Source organism: Rhizobium sp. PAMB 3174 (assembly GCF_052908375.1).
Genome location: NZ_CM128608.1, coordinates 819,923 through 846,871, shown reverse-complemented (window position 1 = coordinate 846,871; position 26,949 = coordinate 819,923). Strand labels below are relative to the sequence as shown.

22 protein-coding genes and 1 tRNA gene are annotated in these 26,949 nt (G+C 62.0%); 12 read left to right on the top strand and 11 right to left on the bottom strand.

Translation table 11 applies throughout. From position 1 onward, the window contains the following. Nucleotides 1-13 precede the first annotated feature (13 nt). A complete protein-coding gene (locus ACU5AY_RS03995; RefSeq protein ID WP_446828091.1) occupies nucleotides 14-1,216 on the bottom strand; it encodes an ROK family transcriptional regulator in 1,203 nt (400 codons plus the stop codon). 255 nt (nucleotides 1,217-1,471) lie between these two features. Here ACU5AY_RS03995 and ACU5AY_RS03990 point away from each other — a divergent pair, with 255 nt between their 5' ends. The 4 genes from ACU5AY_RS03990 (at nucleotide 1,472) to ACU5AY_RS03975 (ending at nucleotide 5,080) form a co-directional block, all read left to right on the top strand. After that, nucleotides 1,472-2,470: a substrate-binding domain-containing protein gene (locus tag ACU5AY_RS03990; protein WP_446826033.1), complete on the top strand. Its 999-nt coding sequence runs from the start codon at nucleotides 1,472-1,474 to the stop codon at nucleotides 2,468-2,470. A 210-nt stretch (nucleotides 2,471-2,680) separates the two neighbouring features. Beyond that, nucleotides 2,681-4,006: a sugar ABC transporter permease gene (locus ACU5AY_RS03985; protein WP_446828938.1), complete on the top strand. Its 1,326-nt coding sequence runs from the start codon at nucleotides 2,681-2,683 to the stop codon at nucleotides 4,004-4,006. 11 nt (nucleotides 4,007-4,017) lie between these two features. Continuing rightward, nucleotides 4,018-4,827, top strand: coding sequence for an ATP-binding cassette domain-containing protein (locus ACU5AY_RS03980; RefSeq protein ID WP_446828090.1), 810 nt, complete (start codon nucleotides 4,018-4,020; stop codon nucleotides 4,825-4,827). A gap of 176 nt (nucleotides 4,828-5,003) precedes the next feature. Next, nucleotides 5,004-5,080, top strand: a tRNA-Arg gene (locus tag ACU5AY_RS03975). A gap of 161 nt (nucleotides 5,081-5,241) precedes the next feature. Here the strand turns inward: ACU5AY_RS03975 and ACU5AY_RS03970 are convergent. Further along, nucleotides 5,242-6,132, bottom strand: coding sequence for an AraC family transcriptional regulator N-terminal domain-containing protein (locus ACU5AY_RS03970; RefSeq protein ID WP_446828089.1), 891 nt, complete (start codon nucleotides 6,130-6,132; stop codon nucleotides 5,242-5,244). Between the two features lie 95 nt (nucleotides 6,133-6,227). On the opposite strand from ACU5AY_RS03970, the gene ACU5AY_RS03965 reads away from it, so the two are divergent. Continuing rightward, nucleotides 6,228-7,055, top strand: a complete 828-nt coding sequence (locus ACU5AY_RS03965) for an oxidoreductase (protein WP_446828088.1) — start codon at nucleotides 6,228-6,230, stop codon at nucleotides 7,053-7,055. A gap of 427 nt (nucleotides 7,056-7,482) precedes the next feature. Here the strand turns inward: ACU5AY_RS03965 and ACU5AY_RS03960 are convergent, their stop codons facing one another. Next, nucleotides 7,483-8,652 (bottom strand): MFS transporter, encoded by a 1,170-nt coding sequence (locus ACU5AY_RS03960; RefSeq protein ID WP_446828087.1) that lies wholly within the window; start codon nucleotides 8,650-8,652, stop codon nucleotides 7,483-7,485. Continuing rightward, a complete protein-coding gene (locus tag ACU5AY_RS03955; RefSeq protein WP_446828086.1) occupies nucleotides 8,649-8,987 on the bottom strand; it encodes an antibiotic biosynthesis monooxygenase in 339 nt (112 codons plus the stop codon). The genes ACU5AY_RS03960 and ACU5AY_RS03955 overlap by 4 nt, the downstream gene beginning before the upstream one ends. Before the next feature lie 108 nt (nucleotides 8,988-9,095). Between ACU5AY_RS03955 and ACU5AY_RS03950 the strand changes: the two genes are divergently transcribed. Then, nucleotides 9,096-9,983, top strand: a complete 888-nt coding sequence (locus ACU5AY_RS03950) for a LysR family transcriptional regulator (protein WP_446828085.1) — start codon at nucleotides 9,096-9,098, stop codon at nucleotides 9,981-9,983. A gap of 301 nt (nucleotides 9,984-10,284) precedes the next feature. Here ACU5AY_RS03950 and ACU5AY_RS03945 read toward each other — a convergent pair whose 3' ends face one another. After that, complete coding sequence (locus ACU5AY_RS03945) at nucleotides 10,285-11,208, bottom strand: LysR family transcriptional regulator (RefSeq protein ID WP_446828084.1); 924 nt, start codon at nucleotides 11,206-11,208, stop codon at nucleotides 10,285-10,287. Between the two features lie 93 nt (nucleotides 11,209-11,301). Here ACU5AY_RS03945 and ACU5AY_RS03940 point away from each other — a divergent pair, with 93 nt between their 5' ends. Further along, a complete protein-coding gene (locus tag ACU5AY_RS03940; RefSeq protein ID WP_446828083.1) occupies nucleotides 11,302-12,312 on the top strand; it encodes a DAPG hydrolase family protein in 1,011 nt (336 codons plus the stop codon). A gap of 121 nt (nucleotides 12,313-12,433) precedes the next feature. Here ACU5AY_RS03940 and ACU5AY_RS03935 read toward each other — a convergent pair whose 3' ends face one another. Further along, nucleotides 12,434-13,339 carry a LysR family transcriptional regulator gene (locus tag ACU5AY_RS03935; protein WP_446828082.1) on the bottom strand — a complete coding sequence of 302 codons (906 nt, stop codon included), beginning with the start codon at nucleotides 13,337-13,339 and terminating at the stop codon, nucleotides 12,434-12,436. 101 nt (nucleotides 13,340-13,440) lie between these two features. On the opposite strand from ACU5AY_RS03935, the gene ACU5AY_RS03930 reads away from it, so the two are divergent. The 3 genes from ACU5AY_RS03930 (at nucleotide 13,441) to ACU5AY_RS03920 (ending at nucleotide 18,088) form a co-directional block, all read left to right on the top strand. Further along, on the top strand, nucleotides 13,441-14,202 hold the full coding sequence (locus ACU5AY_RS03930) for an SDR family NAD(P)-dependent oxidoreductase (protein ID WP_446828081.1): 762 nt from the start codon (nucleotides 13,441-13,443) through the stop codon (nucleotides 14,200-14,202). Between the two features lie 170 nt (nucleotides 14,203-14,372). Next, complete coding sequence (locus ACU5AY_RS03925; RefSeq protein WP_446828080.1) at nucleotides 14,373-16,196, top strand: ABC transporter ATP-binding protein; 1,824 nt, start codon at nucleotides 14,373-14,375, stop codon at nucleotides 16,194-16,196. Then, nucleotides 16,193-18,088 carry an ABC transporter ATP-binding protein gene (locus ACU5AY_RS03920; protein ID WP_446828079.1) on the top strand — a complete coding sequence of 632 codons (1,896 nt, stop codon included), beginning with the start codon at nucleotides 16,193-16,195 and terminating at the stop codon, nucleotides 18,086-18,088. Before ACU5AY_RS03925 ends, ACU5AY_RS03920 begins: the two co-directional genes overlap by 4 nt. A gap of 309 nt (nucleotides 18,089-18,397) precedes the next feature. Here ACU5AY_RS03920 and moaA read toward each other — a convergent pair whose 3' ends face one another. The 4 genes from moaA to ACU5AY_RS03900 form a co-directional block, all read right to left on the bottom strand. Next, the gene (moaA, locus tag ACU5AY_RS03915; protein ID WP_446828078.1) at nucleotides 18,398-19,408 is read right to left on the bottom strand and encodes a GTP 3',8-cyclase MoaA; all 1,011 of its coding nucleotides are present in this window, start codon (nucleotides 19,406-19,408) and stop codon (nucleotides 18,398-18,400) included. Continuing rightward, nucleotides 19,408-20,748: an FAD-dependent oxidoreductase gene (locus ACU5AY_RS03910; RefSeq protein WP_446828077.1), complete on the bottom strand. Its 1,341-nt coding sequence runs from the start codon at nucleotides 20,746-20,748 to the stop codon at nucleotides 19,408-19,410. The genes moaA and ACU5AY_RS03910 overlap by 1 nt, the downstream gene beginning before the upstream one ends. After that, entirely contained in the window at nucleotides 20,745-20,993 is a 249-nt protein-coding gene (locus ACU5AY_RS03905) for a 4Fe-4S binding protein (RefSeq protein ID WP_446828076.1), read from the bottom strand. Before ACU5AY_RS03905 ends, ACU5AY_RS03910 begins: the two co-directional genes overlap by 4 nt. 93 nt (nucleotides 20,994-21,086) lie before the next feature. Continuing rightward, nucleotides 21,087-23,213, bottom strand: coding sequence for a molybdopterin-containing oxidoreductase family protein (locus ACU5AY_RS03900; protein ID WP_446828075.1), 2,127 nt, complete (start codon nucleotides 23,211-23,213; stop codon nucleotides 21,087-21,089). A gap of 189 nt (nucleotides 23,214-23,402) precedes the next feature. On the opposite strand from ACU5AY_RS03900, the gene ACU5AY_RS03895 reads away from it, so the two are divergent. Next, nucleotides 23,403-24,296 (top strand): helix-turn-helix domain-containing protein, encoded by an 894-nt coding sequence (locus ACU5AY_RS03895; RefSeq protein ID WP_446828074.1) that lies wholly within the window; start codon nucleotides 23,403-23,405, stop codon nucleotides 24,294-24,296. Nucleotides 24,297-24,406: 110 nt separating this feature from the next. Continuing rightward, complete coding sequence (locus ACU5AY_RS03890) at nucleotides 24,407-25,342, top strand: helix-turn-helix domain-containing protein (protein ID WP_446828073.1); 936 nt, start codon at nucleotides 24,407-24,409, stop codon at nucleotides 25,340-25,342. Nucleotides 25,343-25,436: 94 nt separating this feature from the next. Here ACU5AY_RS03890 and ACU5AY_RS03885 read toward each other — a convergent pair whose 3' ends face one another. After that, nucleotides 25,437-26,690, bottom strand: a complete 1,254-nt coding sequence (locus tag ACU5AY_RS03885) for an acyl-CoA dehydrogenase family protein (RefSeq protein WP_446828072.1) — start codon at nucleotides 26,688-26,690, stop codon at nucleotides 25,437-25,439. Nucleotides 26,691-26,949: the final 259 nt, after the last annotated feature.

The window sequence follows — 26,949 nt, the reverse complement described above, 5'->3', positions numbered from 1 at the left end:
CCCAAAATTCACTCTATCCGGATTGCACGATCCCGACATCCATTGCCGCAAGCGCCTGACTGAGGTGCCCGCTGAATGCCAGGTTCTGCTCGTCCGTGATGATCGATATTGCCGGCATGCCCTGCATGGCGACAACGTGCGACTGAGCGAGCCCTTCCTCCAGGCCCGGCTTCATCAGGTCATAATAGCGCGTGCCGGGTCCCGTGATGACGATCGGCATGAAATCATAAAGGCTCATCAGCCGCGACAGGCCATTGCCGAGCGCCAGCCCGGCCTGGCGGAAGGCGAAGCCGGCCATGCGGTCGCCACGCCGCGCATTCGCGGCAATCTTGTCGAGCTCGGACAGCGGCACGAACTTCGCCGGGATCGCATCGGCCGGCACTTCGAAGGCGGTCCTCAATATGGCGTAGAAACCGGAATAGGCCTCGATGCAGCCCTTAGCGCCGCAGCGGCAGAGGGCACCTTCCGGCTGGTGCAGCATATGGCCGAAATTCGGAGCGGACACGCTTTCGCGATCGCCGTTGGACGCGACGATCCCAAGCCCGATCGAATGGCCGAGCGAGAGTGCGGCGAGCGATGGCGGACGCGGATCGAGACGGTGTGAGATCGCCTGGGCCACCAGCAATGTTTCATTGGAAAGCGACACCCATATGCCCGGACGATCGCCGAACACGGCATGGAAATCGATCCGCTCGCCGCCGAAGACCGGCGACCAGACGAGCTCCGGACGATCGGCAGCGACCAGCCCCTTGCTGCTGGCGGAAATTGCCAGCACGCGGCTGTCGTCGATACGCGAGCGTTCCAGCAGACGGTCGAGCCCTTGCCGCAGCATCGCGATAAAGCCGGCGGTGCCGCGCGGATTGGTCTCGCGCGCCTCGTTGAAGCGGTCGATCAGCGTGCCACGATAGTCGGCGAGCGAAAACTGCACGGTGTCAGACGAAATGATGATGATCGCCAGATAGGCGAAATCGCGTTTCGGCGCGAACAGCACGCGTGGCCGGCCACGTCCGACGGCGGCCATCTGCTCGACCCGCTCGATGACCCCGCGGCCTTCCAGTTCTGCGGTGATCGCCGAAACAGTCGCCGAGGACAAGCCGGTGCGTTCTGTGATCACCGTGTGCGCGGCAGCCCCGTGCTCCCTCAGTGCGTTCAGCACAAGGATGACGTTGCCAATGCGCAACTGTTCGGTACTGGACCTGGTCGGGCTGACCATCATCCGTCTCTTTCGACACTTCCTTTGGAGGCTCCTCCCAGAGCACACGAAGGCAGGCAACACAGGCAGAAAGAAGCCGTGTTGACAGCCCAAAAATTCTCTGCCATTAAATTTCTCGACTGTCGAGAAAAAACTTTTTTGAAGTGTCTCGGCAGATTTCTGGTCCGGCTGGCCATGAGGATGGAGGGGTGCCGGACGCTGTTTTGGGAGGACAACATGAAGAAGTTGACAGCCGCGCTTTTGGGCGCAGTATTTACCATGTCGATTGCCGGCCCGGTTCTGGCCGAAGGCAAGACGGTCGCCGTATCCTGGAAGATCTTCCAGGAAGAGCGCTGGAAGCGCGACGAAGGCGTCATCAAGAAGATCGTAGAAGACGCCGGCGACAAGTACATTTCCGCTGATGCCCAAGGCTCTGCGGCAAAGCAGCTGACCGACATCGAATCGCTGATCTCGCAGGGCGCTGACGTGCTCCTGATCGTTCCGTGGGACTCCGAAGCGATCATGCCTGCCGTTCAGAAGGCCAAGGACGAAGGCATTCCGATGATTGCCTATGACGTTCAGATCGAAGATCCGAGCGTTCTCTACATGACCTTCGACAACGTCGGCGTGGGCCGCCTGATGACCGAGGAAGTGCTGAAGGTGAAGGACAAGGGTAACTTTGCCATCATCAAGGGCGACCAGGGTGATCCGAATGCGACCTTCCTCTACAACGGCATGATGGAAATCCTGAAGCCGAAGATCGACGCAGGCGACATCAAGATCGTCGGCGAAGCCTCGTCGGACGGCTGGAAGCCGGAAAACGCCCAGAAGAACATGGAACAGATCCTGACGGCCGCCGACAACAAGGTCGATGCGGTTCTGTCTGAAAACGACGGCATGGCCGGCGGTGTGGTTGCTGCCCTCGCCGCCCAGGGTCTTGCCGGTACCGTTCCGGTCTCCGGTCAGGACGGCGACTTCGCCGCCATCAACCGCGTGGCTCTCGGCACCCAGACCGTTTCGATCTGGAAGGACTCCCGCGCCCTCGGCAAGGCTGCCGCTGAAGCAGCCCTGATGCTCGCCGACGGCAAGGAAATGACCGACGTGCCGAACGTCTCCAAGTTCAACCAGGGCGCCAAGGGCGTCGAGATGAACTCGGTTCTGCTGACGCCGACGCCGATCACCAAGGACAACATCAACGTTATCATTGATGCCGGCTGGATCGACAAGGCAACCGCTTGCGCTGGCGTTGCTGCCGGCAAGGTCGCAGCCTGCGACTGATCCCTGCGGGATAAAGGCCTCGTTTTGGCTGAAACGGGACCGCGCTGCATTCATGCGGCGCGGTCCTGTCAAATACGGGGTCCGCAGTCATGAACCATCATGCAGTCTCGCAGCCGGTCTGCGACGCTTAAGGCAAGCGCACGAAGCGGCCCGCCCGAAGTCACGATCGCTGGGTGGAAGACTTCGAGATTCATTAAAAAAGGCAGAAAAATCGTGAACAAACCTCATTCCGCTTCGCCCGGTCCGGGGCAAGTCAAAGAAGGGCCGGTCACCACCTTCCTTCGGGCGACGGAGATCGACGCACGCATGCTCGGCATGATCGGCGCCCTCCTTCTCATCTGGGTCGGCTTTCATGTGTACGGGATGATCTTCAACGGCTACGGCGCGTTCCTGACCTTCCGCAACCTGTGGAACCTGTCGGTCCAGACCTCCTCCATCGCCGTCATGGCGACCGGCATGGTGCTGATCATCGTAACCCGCCACATCGACCTCTCCGTCGGCTCGATGCTCGGCGTAACCGCCATGATCACCGGCGTCGTCCAGGTGTGGCTGCTGCCGCCGATCATGGGATTCGGCGATCCGGCCATCTGGATTCTCGCGGTCATCACCGCGCTCGTCGTCGGCACGCTGATCGGCGCCTTCCAGGGCATTCTGATCGCATACCTGCAGATCCCCGCCTTCATCGTCACGCTCGGCGGCCTGATGGTCTGGCGCGGCGCAGCCTGGTGGGTGGCGCGCGGTGAGACGATCTCGCCGGTCGACGCCAACTTCGCCCTGATCGGCGGCGGTCCCTACGGCTCCATCGGCGTGACCGCGAGCTGGATCGTCTCGGTACTCGGCTGCGCCGCCATCGCCTTCTCCATCCACGCGGCACGCCGCCAGCGCACCCGCTTCGGCTTTCCGCTGCGTCCCATGTGGGCCGAGATCTTCATCGGCACCTGCGGCTCGCTGATGCTGCTTGGCGCCGCCTATGTCGCCAACAACTATCCGTGGCCGCGCGGTATCGTCAAACAATACGCCGCCGCCCACAACATCACCGTGCCGCCGGAAGGGCTCGACATCGGCCATGGCTTCGCCATTCCGGTGCTGATCGCAGCGGCCGTCATGGTCGGCATGACCTTCCTGTCCAACCGCACCCGCTTCGGCCGCTATGTCTTTGCCATCGGCGGCAATCCCGAAGCAGCGGAACTCGCCGGCATCAACACCCGCCGCGTCACCGTCATGGTGTTCGCGCTGATGGGCACGCTGGTCGGCATTTCCGCCATCATCGCCTCGGCCCGCCTGAACTCGGCGACCGCCGACCTCGGCAAGCTCGACGAACTCTACGTCATCGCCGCGGCCGTCATCGGCGGCACGTCGCTGGCCGGTGGTTCGGGCACCATCTGGGGCGCCGTGCTCGGCGCGCTGGTCATGCAGTCGCTGCAGTCGGGCATGGTGCTCATCGGCTTCGACAGCGCCATGCAGCAGGTGGTCGTCGGCATCGTGCTCGTCGTTGCGGTCTGGATCGACACGATCTACCGCCGGCGTATCAAGTAAGGAGGACGGACATGAACGAGAACAAAGCCCCTTCTCAAAACGGTGCCGTTCCGCTGGTCGAAATGCGCAACATCTCGATCGCATTCGGCGGCATCCACGCCGTGGAGAACGCATCGGTCGACCTCTTCCCCGGCGAAGTCGTCGCCCTGCTCGGCCACAACGGTGCCGGCAAGTCGACCCTGATCAAGATCCTGTCGGGCGCCTACAAGCGCGACGCCGGCGAAATCCTGATCAACGGTGAACCGGCCGAGATCCGCAATCCGCGTGACGCCAAGGCCTACGGCATCGAGACGATCTACCAGACGCTCGCCGTCGCCGACAATGTCGATGCTGCCGCCAACCTGTTCCTCGGCCGCGAGATCCTGACGAAATGGGGCACGCTCGACGATGCCGCCATGGAGGCGGAAGCGCGCGAGGTGATGGGGCGCCTGAACCCCAACTTCAAGCGCTTCAAGGAGCCGGTGAAGGCCTTGTCCGGCGGTCAGCGCCAGTCGGTGGCGATCGCCCGCGCCATCCTCTTCAACGCCCGCATCCTGATCATGGACGAGCCGACCGCAGCCCTCGGGCCGCAGGAAACGGCGCAGGTCGGCGAGCTCATCAAGCAGTTGAAGAAGGAAGGCATCGGCATCTTCCTGATCAGCCACGACATCCACGACGTCTTCGACCTCGCGGACCGCGTGACGGTGATGAAGAACGGCCAGGTCGTCGGCCATGCCCGCACCGAAGACGTCACCAAGGACGAAGTCCTCGGCATGATCATCCTCGGCAAATGCCCGCCCAAAGCCATCCCCGGCCCCGGCGCCATGGCCGAAGCCGGCTGACGGTATAACGACATCCGAACCACCGAAAGGCCCGGCAAGACCGGGCCTTTTCCTTATCCGCTCCGCCACCCCGAACAAATTCCCCGCCCTGCCCTTTTTGACCATTGAAGCAGGCCGAAAGGTAGGGTAATACCCGAAGCGCTGAGGCCTGATTCAAATCAAGGCCCATACGGCAAGCACCCGTAGCTCAGCTGGATAGAGTGTTGGATTCCGATTCCAAAGGTCACAGGTTCGAATCCTGTCGGGTGCGCCAAATTCCACTGATCGCCCTCCATAATACGCTATAGCCGCAGAACGGTTCGAATCGCTTTCGGTCGAGTGATTGCCACAAGAATGCATCGCGGTCTGCTACGGCGGGAACGCGTCGTCGCTTGAAGGAGTCAAGAAGCGGTCAGGGAAGATCTGCGCTCGCCATCAAGTCGGCTCTCCCAGATGTTCCCGCATCCAGCGGATCTCTTCGGTAGCGGTTCGTCCAAAATGCTTGCGAAAATCGCGGCTGAACTGGGCCGCACTTGCATATCCGACTTGGGCTGCAACAGTGGAGATGGGGCCCTGGTTGGATGCGATCATCACGCGCGCTTCGTGAAGTCGCATCGCCTTAATATAACGGACTGGCGACGCTCCTGTCAGGGCCTTGAAATGGGCGTGATAGGAAGGAACACTCATACCGGCCTCTGCCGCCAGTTCCGGGACGGAAATGCCCGCGGTGAACGATGCGCGAATGCGGGCGAGGCTTTCCACGATCCGGCCGGCAGGTCCCCGGTGACGCAGGGCCGCCCGAAGAGCGCCCCCCTGAGGCCCGACAAGGACCAGGTAATGCAGTTCCCGCAGAATGCCGGGTCCGAGGATCGCGCATTCCTGCGGGTCCGCAAGCGCGCTCATCGTTCTGCGCAATAGATCGCGCAACTTCGAAGACAAGGGACTTGAAACAAGGCTCCGAGCCTGCTCTCGCGCAATATTCCCCCCGTCTTCAAGCATGACAGCGATCTCGGCAGCGAGATGCAGGTCGAATTCCACGTAGAGTGCAAGCAGTGGCATTTCAGGGCTGGCTTGCGACGCCATCCGGAATGGCACTGGAACCGATACGCCGAGGTAGTGATCGGCATCGTAGCGATAGATTTGCCCGTCCAGGAAGCCCTGTTTCGCGCCTTGCAGCACAAAGACCGCCCCGGGTCGATAGAGAACCGGAACGTCCTCCAGAACGGTTTCAGACCGCAAGATACGCATGCCAACCAAGGCCGTGGGATTGTATCCAGGGCGCGGTGCGAGCTTTGATGCCTGCCAGGCGAGATCGTCATGTTTCATAGGATTGGTCAATTTTATCAGAGGATACGCGCTGTCTGTCGGCTCCGCCTCATACTATTTAGCAATTTATCGAAACGCACAAGCAAGGCCCAATCATGACGACCAAGACTTTCTTCATTACCGGTGCCAATTCGGGCTTCGGGTTCGCCATCGCCGAGGCAGCGCTGCGGGCGGGACACAATGTGATCGGCACTATTCGTTCCGAGGAGGCGCGCATCTCCCTGCTCGAGCGACTTCCAAAAGTCCACGCCGTCTTATGCGACATCACCGATTTCGACCACATCGAGGGGATCGCTCGACAGGCCGAGACCGATTTCGGCCCTGTCGACGTGCTGATCAACAATGCCGGCTACGGGCACGAGGGGGTTCTGGAGGAATCGCCATTGTCGGAAATGCAGCGCCAGTTCGACGTCAATGTTTTTGGCGCCGTCGCTGTGGCCAAGGCATTCTTGCCACGCTTCCGCCAGCGGCGTTCGGGATTTATCGTCAACGTCACCTCGATGGGTGGTCTGATCACAATGCCTGGGATCGCCTATTACTGCGGCAGTAAATTTGCCTTGCAGGGCATATCCGAAGTCATGCGTGCCGAGATGGCACCGTTTGGGGTGCATGTTACCGCGCTTTGCCCAGGCTCTTTCCGCACCGACTGGGCGGGGCGCTCCATGGTTCGCACGGAGCGCTCGATCGACGATTACGACAGGCTCTTTGATCCGATCCGCGAGGCGCGGCAAAAAAAGCACGGCGCACAGCTCGGCGATCCGGAGAAGCTTGCTGACGCAGTCCTGACCCTCGTGAAGTCCGAAAATCCTCCGCCACAACTGCTTTTGGGCAGCGACGCACTTGGCCTGGTTCGTCATCGGCTTCAGACGATGCTCCGTGAGATCGACGACTGGGAGAAACTCACCTGTTCTACGGACGGCTGACAACCAATTAGGTAGACCGCTGCAAGCCCCAGCCCAAACGCCGATAAGCTTTGGGCTGGGGCTTGCGGAAACGAGATGCGCTCAAGCTGACCTACGAACTTCCAGACCGGCCCCGCTGACGATGGACCGCCCCCCCCGAAGATCCGGCCAAGCTGCTGGCCTTGCGAGGGCCATATGAGGCGAACTATCGCTTTCGAGGGCTTCTCACACGTCGACCGGCTACAATGGGGCGCCATGCCGCCCAAAGACATCCTATCAACAAGCGCTCAAAGGCCGCCAATTCCACACCCCAACCACCTTTGCTACGCAGCACGACGCTACAGCTTGATGGCGGAGCGCGCCCGACGAAGATGAGCACTACGTCTACGCTATAGCACTCTAACACCGCACAAGGCGACAATCCGGAGCAAACCTGCATCGCGCTTTGTCACGACATGCGTCCTGCGTCAGCGGGGTGGGCCATGCACAGCGATGATCCAGCGGCGCCGACAAGCAGAGCGATACCTGCCCACGACAACCCGCCTGCTCCTGCGGTTTCGAGAATGACCCCGCCCATGACGGCTCCGCCAAAAATGGCGATGTTCCATGCCGTGACGATCATCGCCTGGGCCACGTCGGCCGCAGCACCGGCAGCACGCGCCGATGCGGTCTGAAAGAGCGTCGCCGACCCGCCAAAAGCCAGTCCCCAGATAAGTGTGGCCCCGTAGATCGCCGACGGTGCTCCGGTTATCACCGCAAGTATCAAGACCGCCACAAGAAACAGGCCGATGCCGGTGAAGGTCAATGGTCGCAGCCATTTGTCGATCAACACGCCCGTCAGACCGATACTGACAAGTGCGGAAACCCCGAAAACCAGAAGGACACTATCGATCTGGCCCGTCATGCGATGGCCGGCCAGAAGTGGCGCGATGTACGTGTAGAGGATGTTGTGGGCCAGCACGAAGCAGAGCGTCACCGCCAGCACCGGGCGCACGCCCGGCACCGCAAAGACCTGGGCCAATGACGGGCGTTGCGTTTCAGGCTCGCCGGCGAAATCCGGCACCTTCGCGATGATCCAGCCAGCGAGCAGCAACGCAATGACGCTGAGCAATCCGAAGGTCAGTCGCCAACCGGCGAGGTTGCCGATAAATGTGCCGGCGGGGATGCCGATGGAGAGCGCCAACGGCGTCCCCGCCATCGCAATGGCCATGGCCCGGCCAGCGAGGCTGCGCGGCGCCATGCGAACAGCATAGCCGGCCAGCAACGCCCACAGCAGGCCGGCCGATACACCGCCGACGAAACGTGCCGCCATCGCGACGATAAAACTCGCCGTCAGGGCCGTAATCAGATTGGCGATAGCAAAACCGATGATGGCGCCGAGCAGGAGCGGTCGCCTGCGCCAGCTTCGCGTTGCTGCCGTCAGTGGGATCGCTGCCATCAGCGATCCCAGCGCATAGATACTGATCCATTGCCCCACCATGGCCTCGCTCACCCCCAGCGATGCCCCGATCTGCGGGAGCAGACCGGCAGGCAGGGCCTCCGTCAGGATGGTGACGAAACCGGCAATCGCCAGTGCGCATAGCCCCGCTACCGGCAGCCGTTCGACCTGCGTCGTCACGCTGAGGCCTTCGGCAGCACCAGGTCGCCAACGGTGTAGGTGTGAAACTCGCTCGACGAGACGGTGTCGAGCTTGCGGAACTTTTCGAGAAATACCGGATCGGAAAAGAAAATCTCGACGTCGCCCGGATCGGAGATCGCCTCGATATTCACGACCGTCAGTCCATCGGTGCTCTTGGCCAGGTTGCTCCACAGAAAGCCAGGCTTCCGCTCGGCGACATAGTGGACGACATCCTGGATTAACCGAAACGCCTCCTCCTGCTTGCCGGGGTGAACGTGAATCACGTTGACGATGAAAGTCGTTGGGGCGGGGTGGATCGTGAAGGCGGGGATCATGTGCGTCTCCTTGGTTTCGGAAGGCCAAGGGATAGCGGACGGCCTGCTATGGAAAAATGGGCCGTCATTCCGGTGACTGCGGAATAAAGTTCCTGTAATAGTCAGTGCATGGACAAACTCACTGCGTTCGACGCCTTCGTGCAATCGGCTGAAACCGGCAGCTTCGTGGCGGCTGGCCGCAAGCTCGGCCTTTCCGCCTCTGCGGTTGGCAAGGCGGTGGTCCGACTGGAACAACGGCTGGATGTGCGCCTGTTCCATCGCAACACGCGCAACATGACCCTGACCGAAGAGGGGCGGCTGTTCCTCGAACGCTGCCGTCGCATCTTCGAGGAGGTCGAGGCAGCGGAAGCCGAGCTTGCCCGATCCAATCGGACGCCGAGAGGGCGGCTGCGGGTCAGCCTGCCGCTGGTCGGCATGCTGCTGACACCGGTGATGGCCAAGTTCATGCGCGCCTGGCCAGAGGTGCAGCTCGACCTGGATTTCAGCGATCGGCTGGTGGACGTGGTGGAGGAAGGGTTCGATGCCGTCATTCGCACCGGGCAACCATCGGACAGCCGGTTGATGAGCCGCAATGTCGGCCGATTCAAACTGAAAATCGTCGCCTCACCCGACTATCTGGCAAGGTGTGGCGTGCCGGAAACCCCTGACGATCTGGCGCAGCATCAGTGTCTCCACCAACGCTCTCCCAGCACCGGCAAGCTCCGACCCTGGCCGTTTGCTCGCGGGGAACGGCAAGGGAAGGTTGTCCTGCCCGAACGGATGAGCGCGACGGCGGTCGATCCTCTGATCGAGTTGGCGATCGAGGGACTGGGCATTGCGTGTCTGCCGCCCTTTGCGATCCGTGACGAGATCGCTGACGGCCGCCTCGTGTCCATCCTGGACGAGTGGGTTGCCGAGACCGATCAGTTCAACGTGCTCTGGCCGGCCAGCCGCCAGATTACGCCCAAACTGAGGGTGTTCGTCGACTTCATGGCCGAGCATCTGCAGCCGCAATAGGTGTCGCATATCGCGCCGGTTCGGCCCGTTTCCGCTGTCATGGTCGCGGGCGGAGCGGCCACGGCGTGACGCGCGGTGCGGAAATCGGCGGTGTTTGCGTAGCTATCGCGCAGGGTATCGCGTCATAGCGTAGAATCGGCGGGACAGACGGGACATGCGGGATTCGAACCGGCTTAAGGGGGGGCCACAGCGTAGACATAGTTCTCATCATCACCCGGCACGGTGCGCCATTTTCCTTCACCAGCGCCGCCATACCGCCACCATTTTCGCAGGACGCGGAAAAAAACGCGAAAGCGGGAGCCTATGGTTTCCTCCCACGCAGACATCTGAGCCCTTCGACGACAAGATCGCGCAGGAAGCGGTGTGCGGGAGCCTTGTCGCTGGCCGCATGCCACATCAGCATCAGCTTTGCAGGCGCCAGGCGGATTTCTTCCGGAAGCGGCCTGACGGACAGGTCGAAATGCCTGGCGAAACGTTCCGCCACCTGGGTGTGGACGGCGGCGATCATCGGCGCCTGGGAAACGATAGAAGGCACCGTCAGCAGATGGGGCGTTCGCAGGGCGACATGCGGCCACACGTCCAGACGTCCCAACGCGTCGAGGATTGCGTCTCCGTCCGGTCCGTCGACCACCACCATTGGGTAACGCCTGTAATCATCAAGCGTCATCGCTTCGCCGATGGCGACCAGGGCGGCATTGAAAACCGTATGATACCCTTCGTGATAGATCACGCGTTGCTTGTGGTAGCTTTTCCCCCCGGCGAAGGTGCCAATGGCGAGATCGAAGACGCCCATCTCCAGACCATCGGCGACATCGGCCCCGCCTATGGGGATCAACTTGAGCGTGACGCCGGGCGCCTTTTCAAGCAGCAAGGCCGAGACTGCGGGAATGAGGATTGCTTCGGCGCTGTCGGTCACGCCAAGCCGAAAGGACATTTGCGCTGTTGAAGGATCAAACGGCAATTGCTCCTCAAACAGCATGCGTATCTTCCGCATGGTCGCGCGAAGCTCGACTTCGAGGCTGACGGCTTTTTCCGTCGGCACCATGCCACCGGCACTTCGCACCAGCAACTCGTCCCCCAGCAAGCGTCGAAGGCGCGCCAGATTGTGGCTCATGGCGGGCTGGCCGAGAGAAAGGCGCCGCGCCGCGCGCGACACGTTCTTTTCCTCCAGGAGGGCCTCCATCGAGATCAACAAGTTGAGATCGATGTTCGAGATATCAGTCATGTCGATTTACCTCATGCATCAGATCGATTTGATTAATGATGAGCATGGCGTAGTTTCAGGGTCAAGCATCGAATTTTCGCCAAGGAGCTCGCCATGACCCGTACGCTGTCCCGCCGCACCCTTCTCAAAAGCGCTCCAGCCGCAATCGTCGGAACCACGTCTGCCGCTATCCTCTCGCATTCGGATCTGGCGCAGGCGGCATCCGCCGCCGAACCCGCAGCGCATCGCGACGCCTACGGGGAGTGGAGCGCCGTCACATACCTTTCCCTGGAATGCCAGAAGCAGCGCACCGCCAATGCGCAGGCCGTGGGCGCCACCCCTTATGCGCCCTATCTCGACACGGATCTCTCCGTCCCCTCGGCGTCGGCGAAGGCTCTCCAGTTCGGACCGCTCGACCCCGGCGAAGTACCCACGCCGAGTGCGCAGAACCTCAACCGGCTGATCGACCCGTCCTTCAAGACGAAAGACAACGGCTATGCCGTTCTTGATGGCCAGATGGCCTATGCGCAAAGCCGCATCGTCATGCCCGGCGTGACCACCGACATGTTCAAGTGGTGGTTCACCTGGCATCCGGTCGAAAAGGAGCGTTATATGCTCTGGTTCCCTCAGGCGCATATCGACACCAGCGTCGCCGACCCGTCCCGCCTGAAGGATGCATCGCTGAGCTACGAGAAGCGGCTCTTCAACAATCCCAATCGCATCCAGGAATGGATCGGACCGAGCCGTCTCGACGCCATCATCCATTTCTCCGAGCCGGCAACGCTCGGCTTCGACGCGCAGGCACTGGCGCGAGAGGGTTATACCGCCAGCGCCAGCGCCGTCTGCTATGCGACGCCGGCGCCCGATATCCCGTTCACGCTGATGGTCCATATTGCCCGCGACACAAGTGCCGGCATGGAACTCTTAAGCCGATACTGGATCGGAGCCCATGCGGACATGGCGCGGTTCGCCAATGCGGAAAAGGCTCCGGCAATGCTGCAAAAGATTGGCTTCAACGAGCAGGTTGCGGAATCAACGGCCTATGAAATGTCGGTTCACGACATGACCGAGTTCAACCATCTCGCGCGCATCCTGCCCGGCATTCATCACGCATTCGGGTCATGAGGGGGCGGAAGCCAATGTCGGCCATAAACGCCCGGATCAAAGGAAGGCGATAGAGTAGAGATAGTTCTCATCACCACCAGCGTGACGCGCCAATTCTTGAAATGCAGCGTTCTTGGGCGAACTATCTTCTCTTGTGCGTGCTCGACGATGATCCAAATGCGGTCATGGAAAAAGCAATAAAACTGCGCAAGCGTGGCGTCATGCGCCGATCGCGTTGGTAGAGGAGCCACATGGGTCTTTCACCCAGTCGCCAATCCGCAAAGAGCCGAACCAGGCAGCCGGTCTCAAGGTCGCGTTTCACGAGGATTTCCGGCTGCATGATGATACCAAGACCTGCGCGTGCTGCGGCGCGGACGGCTTGGCCGTTATTGACGGTGATCATCCGTGGAGGTGTAACCGCCTTCTCTTCGCCCTCCCTGGCGAACGTCCATGGCGACCTCGCTGACGGCGTGAAGGCGATTGTGTCATGGCCAGTCAGCTCATCGGGGTGAATCGGGGTTCCTCGGCGGGCGAGATAGTCGGGGGCGGCGCAGACGGCCATGCGGTAAGGGGCCAAAGGTCTGGCAATCATCGCGCTGTCCTGCATCACGCCGATGCGGAAGGCGATATCGAAGCCTTCCTCCACCAGATCGACGGTGCGATCGGACAAGGCGATGTCGAGCTCCACATCGGGCGCGGACAGTCGGTAGGCGGCGAGTGCCGGCATCAGCGCCTCCGAGCCGAAGGTGGTGGGCGCGGTGATACACAATCGACCTTGCACCCGCGTCTGCTCAAGCTCTGCAGCCTCTTCTGCAAGCGCGATACGGCCCAGAATATCGCGGCACTGCTCCACATAGCTCGCCCCGAAATCCGTCAGGCTTTGTCGCCGTGTCGTGCGATTGAGAAGGCGCGTTCCGAGACGGTCCTCCAAAGCCGCGATCTGCTGACCAACCATGGCGGCAGATTGCCCCAGCGCTGAGGCCGCAGCACTCATCGAACCCGCCTGAACCGTCGTGACGAAGGCTTGCATACAGCGCACGACGTCCATTCAATGATACTCCTTTATAATGATAGCATCATAACGCAGATTATCATCAAATTTCCCGTCAATTACAACAGCCCTGAAAGTCGTCCTTGAAGGAGTTGAATATGACACTGACGCGATTTGCGGGAAAAACGATTGTCATCACGGGTGCAGGAACAGGCATGGGGCGCGCGGCGGCGATCCGCCTCTCGAAGGAAGGCGCACAGTGCGTTCTCGTCGGCCGCCGTCAGGCACCCCTTGAGGCGGTTGCAGCCGAGATCGTTGCTGAAGGCGGTAAAGCCTTGGCAATTGCCAGCGATATTGGAAACGCCGCTGCGGTTGAGGCGATGGTACGTTTGGCGAAGAGCATCAACGGTCGCATCGACGGCCTCTTTGCGAATGCTGGCGTCCTGGGCGCGTTCAAGCCCCTCGCCGAGACGGAGACGGCCGACTTCGAGGACCTTGTCAGCACGAACCTCCTGGGAACCTTCCTCTCGATCAAGCACTCTCTGCCACATCTTGAGGGCGGCGCCATCGTCATCAACGCCTCATGGACCGTCAACAGCGTCATGCCCGGCGCGGGTGCCTATGCGGCGGCCAAGGGGGCCTTGATCGCCATGATGCACACGCTTGCCATAGAGCAAGGAGCCCGCAACGTTCGCGTCAACAGCATCAGTCCCGGCATCATCCTGACGCCGATGGCCGACGAGGTTCTGGACCCGGCATTCTCCGCCAAGCTTGCCGCCCACGCGCCCTTGGGGCGAAACGGAACTCCCGACGACGTTGCCGGCACCGCCGCATGGCTGCTCTCCGACGATGCCCAGTTCATTACAGGTCAGGATATTCTGATTGATGGCGGCTTCACTCTCGGAGGACCACGGCTGTGAGCGACGCACTCCATAGACCCCGAAGCGCCCTTTGAGACGTGGTCTTTAAGACCCGGATCCGGCGGCCGCGGTCGCCGACGAAAAATACACGGGCGGCAACCACCATCATCCACAGCACCACCAGCCAGGCCGCGACAATATTCTTGTGCAGCGCGAAAGAGGAGGCCAGTATGGTTCCTGACGCGAAGCAGCGGAGCAAAATGGCCATGGCGAACTTAACCGAAGTGTCGATCATCGAACCCGTTCCTGCTGCACCTGCGAAAAATTGGAGCGCCCGGCTTCGCGGGCATGGCTGGGCCCTGTCGGGCTTACTGCTGTGCCAATTGGGGCAGGTTACGGCATCGCTGCTGCTTCCCGGTTATAGCGCCGATGTCATCGACAAAGGCATCTCCACCGGGTCCATCGACACGGTGCTGGGCTATGGCGGATGGATGGTGGCGGCCTCGCTGGCTCAGCTCCTGCTCAACGTCGCGACAGTCCTGCTCGGCGCGCGCATAGCCTACCAGATTGGCCAGACCTTGCGCGCAGACATCTTTGCCAAGGTTCATAGCCTCGCCCTCGCGCAGGTCCAGAGCTTCAGCATCGGCTCTCTGATCACCCGCTGCACGAATGACGTGTTGCAGGTGCAGACCATGCTGATCCTGACACTGACCATGATCGTGACCGCACCGATCATGGGGATCGGCGGCGCCATCATGGCTTTGCGCCAGGATGTGCAATTGTCCAAGCTTTTGGTCATCGTGGTGCCGATACTCGCTCTGATCGTCGGATTTTTGACGCTACGCGCGACACCCTTGTTCCAGCAGATGCAAAAGCAACTCGACGGCGTCAACACCATCCTGCGCGAACAGATCGACGGCATTCGGGTCATTCGCGCGTTTTTGCAGGAGGGCCGCGAGAGCCGGCGGTTTGGCGCGGCCAACACCGAACTGACGGACACCGCGCTTCACGCAGGGTGGCTGATGGCGACGATCAGCCCGGCGGTGACCGCAGTGATGCAACTGGCCTCGGTGGCTCTGGTATGGGCCGGTGCGAGCCGGATAGTGTCGGGCGATCTGCAGATAGGCGCGCTGATCTCATTCCTCTCCTACGTCTCGCTGATCCTGATCTCGGTGATGATGATGGGAATGCTGGTCGTGTTGTTGCCGCGCGCGCTGGTCAGTGCACGTCGGATCGGCGAACTCCTGCAAACCCCGCTCATGGTAGCCCCGCCCGCACATCCGCGCGCTCTGCCCGAAAAGGGCGCCGGACTGTCCGTACGCTTTGAGGCGGTGAGCTTCGGCTACCCTGGTGCAGAGGCCATGGTGCTCGAAAACATCGACTTCGCGGTCGACCCTGGGGAGGTCCTCGGCATCATCGGAGCGACCGGCTCGGGCAAATCCACGATCGTCAATCTCATCGCGCGGCTGGACGATCCAAGCACCGGACGCATCTTGCTCGGCGGGACCGATCTGCGGGCGATCGCGCCGGAGACGCTGAGCGGACGAATCGGCTACGTTCCGCAAAAGACCTACCTCTTCTCAGGCACCGTCGCTGACACCTTGCGGCTGGGGAATCCTGAGGCCGATGACGCCAGCCTGTGGCGCGCCCTCGAGATCGCCCAGGCCGCAGACTTCATCCGCGCGCTGCCCGAGAAACTGGCGGCGCCCGTGGCCCAGGGAGGAACGAATTTTTCCGGTGGCCAGCGACAGCGGCTCGCCATCGCCAGGGCGCTCGTCTGCGACGCCAATCTCTACCTGTTCGACGACAGCTTCTCGGCGCTCGATCAGGCCACCGATGCCCGGTTGCGGGGGGAGCTTCGCCGCGCGACCGCGCAAGCGGTGACGGTGATCGTCAGTCAGCGAGTGATATCGATCAAGGATGCGGACCGCATCCTTGTGCTCGATCGCGGAAGGATTGTCGGGTCGGGGCGCCATGCGGCGCTGGTGGAGGATTGCCCGATCTATGCCGATATCGTGCGCTCGCAGGAAAGCGTGTCGGAGGATGCAGCATGAACAAGGTGGAGGATTCCCGCCCGGCCACCGCCTCGACCTCCCCACGGCCTGCGCAAAATGCGCCCGGCGCCGCGATCGGGGGGGAGAAGCCAAAAGATACCCGTACTGCGGCCCTCGCAACCTGGCGAGCTCTCGGCGCCAGCCGACTGGTCGTCGTCGGCACCGTGCTCCTGTCGATCGGAAGCGTGGCGGCCAGCACGGCCGGGCCTTGGCAACTCGGGGAGGCAACCAATCTTCTGATCGGCGATGGCTTCAGTAGCGCGGCGCTCGTCCGCCAGCTCGCGATCGTCGCGGCGATCTACCTGGCCGCCTCACTGTTCAATCTGGCGCAGGCCTGGCTGATCAACAATCTGGTACAAAAGCTGGGCCGCGATTTGCGTTGCCAGGCGCAGGCGAAGCTTTCACGCGTGCCATTGAGCTGGTTTGACGCGCAGCCCCGGGGCGAGCTGTTGTCGCGTTTCACCAACGATATCGACAACATGGTCCAGAACCTGCAGCAGGTCGCCAGCCAGTTCCTGCTGATGCTGCTGACGATCCTCGGAGTTCTGGCGTTCATGATCGTCATGTCACCGCCGCTGGCTATTGTCGCGCTGGCGGCTATTGCCGTCTCCATGGTACTGACATGGCTTCTCACGCGGGTGTCAGGGCCGCAATTCGCCCGCCAATGGCGCGAAACGGGCAATCTGAACGCGACGGTGGAAGAGAGCTTCACCGGCCAGACCCTGATCCGGGTCTTCGGCGCGCGCAGCCGGATCGAGGCGCGCTTCGCCGATCAAAATGCCAGGTTGACCAATGCCAGCAGGACCGCGCAAATCCTGGCCAGCCTGATCCAGCCTGTGACCATGCTCGTCACCAACCTCGCCTATGTCGCGGTCGTCGTTGTCGGCGCCTTCCGCGTGCTTGCAGGCGGGCTGTCGCTGGGCGAATTGCAGGCGTTCATCCAATATATCCGGCAGATCGGGCAGCCGGTCTCTCAATTGGGTAGCATGGCGGCCCAAGTCCAGTCCGCGCTGGCATCGGCCGAGCGGGTCTTCGAACTCCTCAATGCACCGGAAGTGTCGTCAGACAAAGCCGGCGAGACGCGGCCACGCTTTGCCGTCACCGGCCATGTGTGTTTCGATCACGTTCGATTCCGCTATCAGCCCGATCAGCCCTTGTTCGAGGATGTAAGCTTCGAAGCGCTGGCGGGCCAGACCATCGCCATTGTCGGCCCGACCGGGGCCGGGAAAACCACCCTGGTCAATCTGCTGATGCGGTTTTACGAGATCGACGGTGGCGCCATCCGTCTCGACGAGGTCGATATCCGGGAACTTTCGCGCTCCGAACTGCGCAGCCGGATCGCCATGGTGCTTCAGGACACATGGCTCTTCACGGGCACGGTCCACGACAACATCGCCTTTGGCCGCCCCGAAAGCAGCCGCGAGGCGGTGGTTGCCGCCGCGCAACGCTGCCACGTCGATGATTTTGTCCGAACCCTTCCAGGGGGATATGACACAGTGCTGGAGAATGGCGGCGCCTCGCTGTCACAGGGGCAGCGCCAGCTCATGACCATCGCGCGCGCCTTTCTTCTGGACGCGCCGATCCTTGTTCTCGACGAGGCCACCAGCTCCGTCGACACAAGAACCGAGATGCTCATCCAGCAAGCCATGTCCGAGCTGCGTCAGGGCCGGACCAGCTTCGTCATCGCGCACAGGCTCTCGACCATCCGCGACGCGGACCTGATCGTCTATATGGAGGCGGGCAACGTGCGTGAAACGGGCACCCACGACGCATTGATGGCGCTCAGGGGCGGATACTGGTCGCTGCAACAGGGCGGAGCCACGCAACAGCCACCGCAAGAGGCCGCAGATCGCCCGGCGGACTCAGATTTACAGCCGTCACATGTATCGTAAAGCCGAGAGCAGCAGGCATCGAACCTTGGCGCAGGATCGAACCGCCATGCCGCTTGGTTTTGGGAGGCCGGTGGGTGGGAATGGCGACCAGAGAGGGATCCAGACACCGCCTAAATGAGCGCTATAGCGTAGACATAGTTCTCGTCTTCACCCGGCGCGGCGCGTCATTTCCTCGGAAGTTCGAGAACAAATTCAGCTCTGACGCCGCGATTGCCGCAACCGCCGGGGCGAACTAGCTGCGCTCCACGTCAGCAGCGGAACCACACGCTGCGGGCAGCGCGTCGGCACGTCCCTGCGCCGCAGCCGGGGTTAGCCCCCGGTCGCCGACATGTGACGGGCGATCTGCGGCACAGATGCGCGATCCAGCACGAAGTCATGGCCCTTGGGTTTATGCTTCAGCGCATGGGTGATCGTCTCCAGCAGCAGTCCGTCGTCGTCGGATGCGCGTATGGCTTCCTTCAGATCCGCCGCGTCGTTCTGGCCGAGACAGGTGTGGAGCACGCCGGCGGCGGTCACGCGCACGCGATTGCAGTTTTCGCAGAAATTATGCGTCATCGGCGTGATGAAGCCGATGGTGCCGCCGGTTTCGGTGACCCTTGCATAACGTGCCGGTCCGCCGGTGCGAAGGCCGATATCCGTCAGCGACCATCGCTCCTCTATCTGCCGGCGCAGGCGATCCAGCGGCAGATACTGGTCGAGCCGGTCCTCCCCCGTTTCTCCAAGGGGCATGGTCTCGATCAGCGTCAGGCCCATGCCGCGCCCGTGCGTGAAGGCGATCAGGTCATCGATCTCCTCTTCCGTGCTTCCGCTGAGCGCGACCGTATTGATCTTGATTGCCAGCCCGGCATCCTGCGCAGCGTCGATCCCCTCGAGCACGGTTGCCAGGGAGCCGCCACGGGTCAAGGCTGCGAAGCGATGCGGATCAAGCGTATCGAGGGATATGTTGACCCGCCGTACGCCGGCAAGCGCCAGATCCCTGGCGTAGCGGGCAAGGCGGGTGCCGTTGGTGGTCAGCGTCAGTTCCTGCAAGCGTCCGTCCTGCAGGCTCGCCGAAAGATCGCGGAAGAGTTCGATGACATCCTTGCGGACAAGCGGCTCGCCACCGGTAATGCGTATCTTGCGCACGCCCACCCGGATGAAGGCGTGGGCGACACGCGCCAGTTCGTCCAGCGAAAGAATGTCCTTCCGCGGCATGAAGGTCATGCGCTCCGACATGCAATAGACGCAGCGCAGGTCGCAGCGGTCCGTCACCGACAGCCGCAGATAGCTCACCCGGCGGCCGAAACTGTCGACAAGCGCGCAGGCGGATGAGGGTTCCATCAGCACGCGATATCCCTCCCCGTGACCGCGGCCATCATCTCTGCAACGGACACGAACTTCTCACGCGGCTTGCCCAGCGCCCGGCCCCGGGCCACCTCCGCCATGTCGATCGCACGCCAGGCGTCAAAATCGAGCCGCTGGCCCTGTCGCACCCAGATTGAGGCAACGAAATCGTCCGCTGAGGCGGCGAGTGGCAAGGGCAGAGATTCGATGTCGGCCAGAACCTTCTCCACCGTATCGAGCGCGCAGGCGCGATTTGTGCCGATCGTTCCCTGCGGACCGCGCTTGCTCCAGCCGCACACGTAAAGGCCCGGAACACCCTCTCCCTCGACACCGACGCGGCCACCGGCATTGGCGTGGACGCCGCGGGCCGCGTCATACGGAACATCGGCGACCGGCGCACTGCGCCTGCCCACGCTCAGGAAGACGAGGCCGGTATCGATCGCCACGTCCTGCGCCATCCCCTCGCCCGCTGCGGTCGAACGGAAACGCGCACGGCTGAGCCGCTCATTTCCGTCGAAACGGACAGGATTGAGATGGAAGCGGAACAGGCAGCGCTTGCTCTTCGTCGCCGGGTGGCGGGAGAATGCCTCAAGCAGGCCGACGGCGATTTTCCGTTCCGGGTCCGCGGCCTGCGGCAGGGCAAACGGATCGATGCCAAGATCGCTCTCGGCAACGCCCGGATCGCAATCGGCCAGCGTCCCGAACTCCTGCAGCTCCTTGGCGGAGAAGCGGGTCCCCGCCGGGCCGCCACGCCCCACGAGATGCACTTCCCGAATCCGGCTTTGCGCCAGAGCCTCGAGAGCGTGGCCGGCTATATCCGTGTGGCGCAACTCCTCCGGCGTCTTGAGGAGGATGCGGGCGACATCGAGGGCGACGTTGCCATGGCCGATGACGACCGCACGCTCGCCACTGAAGTCGAAGGTCTGATCCCGATAATCCGGGTGACCGTTATACCAGCCGACGAAATCGCTCGCCTGATGCGTGCCGGGCAGGTCTTCACCCGGCAGGCCGAGGCCCCGGCCCAGCGCAGCGCCCGTTGCCAGGATCGTCGCGTGATAGGATCGGCGCAGGTCTTCGATGCCGATATCGACACCGATTTCCACCCCGCCGACAAACCGAAAGCCCGGCATCGCCGCGATCCGCTCGAACACCGCGGTGACCTGCTTCAGCTTCGGATGATCGGGCGCGACCCCGAACCGGACCAGACCGTAGGGCACCGGCAGTCGCTCGAACAGATCGACCGCGATGTCCTTGTCCGACCGAAGCAATGCTTCGGCCGCATAGAACCCGCTCGGACCGGCGCCGACAATGGCAACACGATAGCGCGGCACCGTCATAGGCCCATCGCCCTCTTGCGCTCGTCGGCGCCCGGAAGCGGCGCCAGGCGTGTGTTGACAACCGGCGTTTCGGCGGAACGACGCTTGTTGATCTCGATCCATTTCTGCTGGTCGGGCGGCAGGAGGTAGGACGGCTGGATCGCGCCAACCGGACAGGCCGGGACACAGCCGCCGCAATCGATGCAGTTGTCGGGGTCGATATAGGTCATGTCATCGTCGATGTGGAAACATTCGACGGGGCACACCGTCACGCACTCCGTATAACGGCATCCGGTGCATTGGTCGGTAACGACATAGGGCATTCTCAATAAACCTCTTCAGGGAAGCAAGATTGTCGGTCAGGATCTGGCGACCTCGACCAGCACATCCGAAAATGTCGGTGCACGGCCCAGGTCGGCGAAAGCGGGAGGCGTCAGGGCATGGACCGTGGGTCCCCGGCGGTTCGAGCGCTGCCAGTAACCGGCGGGCGCAACCACAACGCCGCGCATCACGTCCTCGGAGACGGTGGCGAAAGCTTCGAAGACACCGCGATCGTTGAAGACGCGAATGGGCGCCCCCACCTCTATCCCGCGTGCGTTCGCGTCGTCCGGATGAAGGATGACCGCCTGCTCCTCGCCCGCCTGGGCCAGTTGGGCCGGCAGGTTGCCATAGTTGGAATTGAGGAAGGCATGGCTCTTGGGCGAGATCAGGCTGAGCGGATATTTCTTCGCAAGCGCTGGTGCGCTGGCCGGGCTCTCGTTCGGCCTGATGTAATGCGGCAAGGGATCGACGGGTTCGCCTGCCTGATCGCCGTTGTAGCCCTGGCGAAACAGCGGAACCACGAAGTTGCCGTTGTCGGCCAGCGTGGACTTGAACTCGCATTTCCCTGTCGGCGTCGGAAAATTACCGTCGCGGTGCGGTGCCCAGTCGCCGGCAGCCGGCAATTTCAGACGCAGGAAGCCCTTCTCCTTCAACTCCTCGAGCGTGATTCCCTCCATGACCGGATTTTCCCAGTCCATGGACTGCTCGATCATCTCGTCGTCCGAGCGGTGGAAGAACGGGTCATCGATATCGAGCGCGCGGGCGATCCGGCGGAACAGTTCGGTATTCGGCACCGCCTCCCCCAGGGGCTCGATCGCCGGATTGTTGTAGGAGAGGTAGAGATGCCCCCAGGAGAACATGATGTCCTTCTGTTCCAGCTGGGTGGTTGCCGGCAGAAGGATATCGGCATAGCGGGCGGTGTCGGTGATGAAATGCTCGCTGACCACGGTGAAGAGATCGTCGCGCGCCAGCCCCTGCTCCAGCTTTTCCTGCTGGCTGACCATCGCCATAGGATTGGCGTTGTAAACGAAGAGCGAGCGGATTGGCGGATCAAGCGGCATATCGCCGGTCAAGGCTGGCCCGAGCTGCCACGAATTGATGACCCGCATGGTCTCGGGCTGCAGATCCGGCCGCATCATTCCGCCCCAGTTGACCGGGAAGGCCCAGATCGGCAATTGCAGCAACCCGCCGCCGACGTGCTTCCAGGCCCCGATCAGGGCCGGCAGACAGGCGATGGCGCGCACCGTCTGGCCGCCGCCGGCATGGCGTTCGACCGCGACGCCGATGCGCACGACGGCCGGCGCGGTCGCGGCATATTCCCGCGTCAACGCGTAGATGTCCTCCACGGGAATGCCCGTTTCGGCGGACGCGAATTCGGGCGTGTATTGCTCGGCCCGCTCCGCCAGCTCGGCAAAGCCGACGGTGTGGGCATCGATATAGTCACGATCGATGAGCCCTTCCTTGATGATGATGTGGATCATCGCCAGCGCCAGTGCGCAATCGGTGCCGGGGCGGATGGGAATGTGCCAGTCCGCCAGGCGCGCGGTGCGGGTGCGCACCGGATCGATGACCACCAGCTTGGCGCCGTTCTTCCGGGCCTGTTCGATGAAGGGCCAGTGATGCGAATTGGTGCTGAGCGTGTTGCAGGCCCACAGGATGATGTATTTCGAATGGATGAAGGCTTCCGGATCGACGCCAGGTGTATGGCCGATCGTCATCATATAGGCGGTGCAGGAACCGGAATCGCAGAAGGTGCGCTCGCTGACGCTGGCGCCCAGCTTGTTGAACAGCGGATCGCCGACATTGAGCCCGTTGATAATGCCCTGCGTGCCGAGATAGCTGTAAGGCAGGATGGCCTGCGCGCCGTCGGTGGCAATGATGTCCTTGAAACGCGCCGCGATCTCCGCGATCGCATCGTCCCAACTGATGCGCTCGAATTGCCCGCTGCCCTTCGGACCCGTGCGGCGCATCGGATACAAGAGGCGCTTGTCGCTGTAGACGCGGTCCTGGTAGTTGTTGACCTTCACGCAAAGACGACCGCGCGTAAACGGGTGATCCGGATTGCCACGGACAGCGACAGCCTTCCCATCCTCGACCGTGGTCAGGATGGAGCAGGTGTCCGGACAGTCATGCGGGCATGCGCCGACAACAGTAGTGCGAGCCATTTTCAACTCCCAAGGTTTGCCTTCTGAAAAGCATTGCTTCAACTTTAGGCAATGTGGAGCGAGTGGGCGGTCTTTGGCGTTAGCAAAAACTGCGTTTGTCTATTCAATTCCTGCTAAACTGGCTGTTTGGCGGGTTGGTCCAGAAATTGCTTCTCCTCACCTCAGGCAAAATGGAACCGGAGCGAAGCCATGTTCGGTCATTCCGTCGACAAGTACATTACCGGCACGATGACCCAGACCTCGAACGCAAGCGGTTGGCGCAATATTCTGGCCGAGCGCTGGTGCCATGAAGCGGGTGAACTGCCCTCACTCGTGCCGCGGGAAACCGAAATCGCCATCCTCCTGCACGGACGCAGCATCGTGGATCGCCGCGGCGGCGGCATGCGGCAGCACACGGTCGCCCGGCGCGGCACCATCTGGCTCTGTCCGGCCGGGATTGAGGAGGAGTTCATATCGGTGACGGAGCGGATGGACGACTGTCTCCATCTCTTCCTGCCGGGACAGCCCTTCTCCTCGACGATCCTGCAGGAGTTCGACCTCGATCCGGCGGCGATCGAATTGCGCTACGAAAGCATCGATCAGGACCCCTTCATCGAATTTGCCGCGGGACAGATCCTGCAGGAGATGTCGACGGAAAGCGCGGCCGGCCGCCTGTTGATCGAGACGCTGGCCGTCTCCCTTTCCGCCCATCTTGTCCGCTCCTATTCGACGGCCTCCTCCCGCCAGCAGGGCAAGCGTAGCAGCGAGGGTGCGCTGGACGCGCGGCGAATGAGACGCGTGACGGATTATATCGAATTTCACCTCGACGAGGAGTTTTCGGTCGCCGACCTTGCCGAGGTGGCCTGCATGAGTGTTGCTCATTTCGCCCGGGCATTCAAACACGCCACCGGAACGAGCCCGCATGCCTATGTCAATGGCAAGCGCATGGCGCTCGCCAAGCAGAGACTGCTCGATGACAACTGGAATGTCGCCGACGTCGCCATTGCCGCCGGATTTTCTTCCCACGCCAACTTCACCCGTGCGTTCAAGAACTCGACAGGCATGACACCGCACACATTCCGCAGCGAGATGCGCGGACACTAGGGACCGACAGCGAATTCGTGGCCTTGCCGTGGCTGTCGGCTGGGCCGGGCAGCTCTCCAAAGCCTGTCACGGAGCAGAGAAACAGGAAGCCGTAACCGGAGCAGTAAGTCATGCACGCGAGGTCTTTCGATTTGACGGAGATCAGGGCCACAGAGCGCTTCAGCTACTGGAGGGATGTCCTGTGCAAGGTCTACGTGACACTCGCCCCTGAAAAGGCGCCGCAACTGGCTTTCCAAGGTGCCGTCACCGATCATGCGTTCGATGACATCGGTATTTCGACGATTTCCTCGGTGCGACAGACGATTGCCCGCACCAGAAGGGACATTGGTCGCGACACGGATGCCTATTGCTTTCTCAACCTGCAGGTAGACGGCAGTTGCAGCGCCAGTCAGGGCCGTCGGAGCGCCGTCACCTCGCCCGGCACCTTCACCGTCGTCGATTCATCCGAGCCCTTTCTCCTGGACTATGGCAGCGACGCCTGGACGCAACATTCCTTCAAGATCCCCAAGCATATGTTCGATGCCCATGTCGGCCAGGACCTGGCCGTGCGAACCGCCGGCGCCGGCACTCCCGTCGGCAGGATCGTTGTCGAATTTCTCTCAGCCGTGGCCAGCAATCCGGAAAGCTTCCGCCACAGCGCAATCGACCTGACGAAGACCATTCTCGATCTGGTCGCCATGTCGCTTCGGGCTTCCGCGCCGGATCCGGGAAAGGAACAGCAGCGGAGCTTCCGGTCGCCGCTGCGCCACGCGGTGCTCCGCCATATCGATCTCCATTTCGCCGATCCGCACATCACGCCGGCCAAGGTCGCCGCGCATTTCGGGATCTCGCCGCGCTACCTGCACAAGTTATTGCAGGGAAGCGGCGAGACCTTCGGCCAGATCATTCTCAACAAAAGGCTGGAGCGCTGCGCCTTCGAACTTGGCAAGGGGACGTGCCTGACCATATCGGAGGTCGCCTTCCGCTACGGCTTCAACGACATGTCCCACTTCAGCAGGGCTTTTCGCCGTCGCTTCGGCGTCACACCCCGGGACTACCGGCCGTGACACGGCAAGCCTGGAGCGGGACCGCCGTCGCGCTGCCCCGCTCCGTTCGAGTTCAAGGCACCATCGCCTGAGGCGGTAGATGCCGGGACGATTGTCAGGCGCCGAAAGTGGCGTAGGGGGCCGTCAGCGAACTGTAGCTCGGATCCTTGATGATGCTGTGCAGATTGCGTCGGCGTGCGCCCATGTTGCCGCCGTCGTAAAGCGGGAAGCACATGGCATCATTCATCATGTCGGCCAGGGGATGCAGGTCGGTGTAGCTGTCGACGCCGACCACCCGCATGGCATCGTAGACGACGTTGACGCAGGTTTCGGAGCAGAACACCTTCGTCATCACCGCCAGTTCATGCTCGGCGCCCTTGGACTGATCGTATTGATGGCACGCTTTCCACGTCAGGTAGCGGCAGGCCTCGATCTTCATCTTCATATCGGCGAGCTGATAGCCGACGGTCGGATAGTCGATGATCGGATGCGGGCCGGAACGGGCATCCGAGCGGGCGAACTGCAGTGCATGGTCGTAGGCCGCGCGCATGACGCCGACGCAGGCCGCGCCGATCAGGGCTGCGGTCCAGGCAAAATTGGTGGAGATGATCTTGATACCATCACCCGGCTTTCCGAGAATATTGTTCGCTGGTACGCGCACATTCTCGAAGGTCATCCGCGGAGAAATCGTCGCCCTGTGGCCGATCGTGTCGAGAAGGCCCGAAACCTTGATACCCGGCGTGTTGCCGGGAACCATGATGACGGCAAGCGAATCCTGAGCGCTTTTGGATAGGTCGGTGCGGCACAGCACGGCATAGAGGTGGCAATTCTTGCCGTCCCAGCCAGTGCCGTTCGTTGTGTAGTGCTTCTCGCCGTTGATCACCCATTCGTCACCCTCCAGCGTGGCGACCGTCTTCACGCCGAAGCGCGGATCGGCGGAATCGAAGTTTGCGCCGCCCGTGACTTCCGTGAAGGCCAGCGCACCGAGGCGTGTGCCATCCTCGGCGAAATCGGTCAGAAGGCGCTTTTGCTGCTCCTCGGTTCCAAACATCGCGACCGGCTTGACGCACAGGCCGGTGCCGAACAGGGCGCTTGGAATATTGACATCGACAGTGGTCAGTTCTTCGGCCGCCAGCGCGAAATCCAGCGTGGCGATATTCGAGCCGCCGGCGACCTCGGGCAGCAGGGTCTTCACGAAACCCGCCGCGACGGCCTGGTCGAAAAACGGCTTGATCGCATAGAAGCGTTCGTCGGGCCTCGCATACTGCGCAATCGTCTTGCGGACATCCTTCAACACGGCATTGGCAAACGTACGCGCACCGTCGCGAAGTGCGATCTGGTCTGCGTTCAAGGCGAAATTGATACTCATTGACGTTCCCTTGTCTGGTGGATTGGAGCAATCGATATGGCGGCACAGCGTCTCTCGCGCCTTCACGCCGGTTCATACCGTCCGAAAGGATAGAACCGGAGGAAGCGGCCGGCTTGACTGTCCGCGCCCGAAGACTTGGCCGTAAGGGAACTGCCGGCTTTCATCGAAAGGACTTTGCCGGACATGGATCGGATGGAAAGCGCCCGGCACGCACAGGCGGCTTAAGGGAAGGCTCCGGCGTAGTGACGGCTCTCATCAT

Excerpts from the sequence above, each read along its gene's own strand:
- ACU5AY_RS03995 (WP_446828091.1), bottom strand. The coding sequence starts at position 1,216 with ATGATGGTCAGCCCGACCAGGTCCAGTACCGAACAGTTGCGCATTGGC.
- ACU5AY_RS03990 (WP_446826033.1), top strand. The coding sequence starts at position 1,472 with ATGTCGATTGCCGGCCCGGTTCTGGCCGAAGGCAAGACGGTCGCCGTA.
- ACU5AY_RS03980 (WP_446828090.1), top strand. The coding sequence starts at position 4,018 with ATGAACGAGAACAAAGCCCCTTCTCAAAACGGTGCCGTTCCGCTGGTC.
- ACU5AY_RS03970 (WP_446828089.1), bottom strand. The coding sequence starts at position 6,132 with ATGAAACATGACGATCTCGCCTGGCAGGCATCAAAGCTCGCACCGCGC.
- ACU5AY_RS03965 (WP_446828088.1), top strand. The coding sequence starts at position 6,228 with ATGACGACCAAGACTTTCTTCATTACCGGTGCCAATTCGGGCTTCGGG.
- ACU5AY_RS03955 (WP_446828086.1), bottom strand. The coding sequence starts at position 8,987 with ATGATCCCCGCCTTCACGATCCACCCCGCCCCAACGACTTTCATCGTC.
- ACU5AY_RS03950 (WP_446828085.1), top strand. The coding sequence starts at position 9,096 with ATGGACAAACTCACTGCGTTCGACGCCTTCGTGCAATCGGCTGAAACC.
- ACU5AY_RS03945 (WP_446828084.1), bottom strand. The coding sequence starts at position 11,208 with ATGACTGATATCTCGAACATCGATCTCAACTTGTTGATCTCGATGGAG.
- ACU5AY_RS03940 (WP_446828083.1), top strand. The coding sequence starts at position 11,302 with ATGACCCGTACGCTGTCCCGCCGCACCCTTCTCAAAAGCGCTCCAGCC.
- ACU5AY_RS03935 (WP_446828082.1), bottom strand. The coding sequence starts at position 13,339 with ATGGACGTCGTGCGCTGTATGCAAGCCTTCGTCACGACGGTTCAGGCG.
- ACU5AY_RS03930 (WP_446828081.1), top strand. The coding sequence starts at position 13,441 with ATGACACTGACGCGATTTGCGGGAAAAACGATTGTCATCACGGGTGCA.
- ACU5AY_RS03925 (WP_446828080.1), top strand. The coding sequence starts at position 14,373 with ATGGTTCCTGACGCGAAGCAGCGGAGCAAAATGGCCATGGCGAACTTA.
- ACU5AY_RS03920 (WP_446828079.1), top strand. The coding sequence starts at position 16,193 with ATGAACAAGGTGGAGGATTCCCGCCCGGCCACCGCCTCGACCTCCCCA.
- moaA (WP_446828078.1), bottom strand. The coding sequence starts at position 19,408 with ATGGAACCCTCATCCGCCTGCGCGCTTGTCGACAGTTTCGGCCGCCGG.
- ACU5AY_RS03910 (WP_446828077.1), bottom strand. The coding sequence starts at position 20,748 with ATGACGGTGCCGCGCTATCGTGTTGCCATTGTCGGCGCCGGTCCGAGC.
- ACU5AY_RS03900 (WP_446828075.1), bottom strand. The coding sequence starts at position 23,213 with ATGGCTCGCACTACTGTTGTCGGCGCATGCCCGCATGACTGTCCGGAC.
- ACU5AY_RS03895 (WP_446828074.1), top strand. The coding sequence starts at position 23,403 with ATGTTCGGTCATTCCGTCGACAAGTACATTACCGGCACGATGACCCAG.
- ACU5AY_RS03890 (WP_446828073.1), top strand. The coding sequence starts at position 24,407 with ATGCACGCGAGGTCTTTCGATTTGACGGAGATCAGGGCCACAGAGCGC.
- ACU5AY_RS03885 (WP_446828072.1), bottom strand. The coding sequence starts at position 26,690 with ATGAGTATCAATTTCGCCTTGAACGCAGACCAGATCGCACTTCGCGAC.